1 protein-coding gene and 1 pseudogene are annotated in these 956 nt (G+C 36.8%); both read left to right on the top strand.

The annotated features are described in order from the left end of the window. Window positions 1-476, top strand: a 476-nt coding sequence (locus AC1DRF_RS29725) for an IseA DL-endopeptidase inhibitor family protein (protein ID WP_477742535.1), incomplete at its 5' end; no start/stop codon positions are given. 154 nt (window positions 477-630) lie between these two features. Then, a pseudogene (locus AC1DRF_RS29720) lies at window positions 631-956 on the top strand (hypothetical protein); the annotation flags it as partial.

The raw sequence follows: 956 nt of genomic DNA, 5'->3' as shown, positions 1-956 counted from the left end.
CAGGAGTTACAGCTCAAGCAGCATCACAAAATCTATCAACGACTAATGCGGTAAAAATTGCAGCAAACGCAAGCAACCATTTCTGGAATGCACTTCATGGATCTAAAGGTAATTTATGTACTCAAAAAACATTTAATTATAAAGGCACTCAGTACTCATATCTTTGTCAAGATTTTCATACAAAAAGCAAACTAGTAAGCTACTTATCTGAAACTTTTACAAACAGTGCTATTCAAAAAGGATTAACAAATTATCGCTACATCACATATAACGGAAAGCTTGCTCGTCCTGTCGGTGACGGATTCAGCATGCTAGAGTGGAACAAAGCAAAAGCAAAACTAACTTATCAACGTGCCGATGTTCGCTCTTATCAATTTACGGTTCCAACAGTTGACGGAGGAAGTGTAAAACGCACCGTTACATTTTATAAATCTGGTTCACAGTGGAAAGTAAATAAGTTTGATGCTGTACTATAAGCAATATAAAAAACAAGGTCTTCTAAGGCCTTGTTTTTTTATGCTCTCTCTTCCGCTCTTTATTAAAGAAGTTTCACTTTATTTTCACCAACTCCCCTTATAGTATGGAGACACACTACTACTTATTCGATACATTGTCATCGGAGGATTTTATATGAACATACTACAAAAAAGAACGGCTTTTATCGTAATGGCTGCTTTTCTTTTAGCATTTGTTTTCAGTATCGTTTCACTATCACACTATAAAGGAGAAGAACATTTATTTTCGATTCAAGAAAGTCATCAGTTAAAAAAGATTACGAATGGTATATCTGCTCCTGATAATAATTCGAGGGATCATCGTCTTCCTTCAGGAAACGGTTCCGCTTCGTCTAGCAATTCCGGAGAACACGTAACGCCTTTTCATAATCTATCTATGGATAACGGTGCCGCAGGTCAAGGAGCTAATAAAGACTATGAAACGCCGCTCGCTCTTTATAC

The sequence above is a fragment of the Priestia sp. P5_B4 genome, from assembly GCF_056400385.1.
This window is presented reverse-complemented; position numbering and strand designations above follow the sequence as displayed.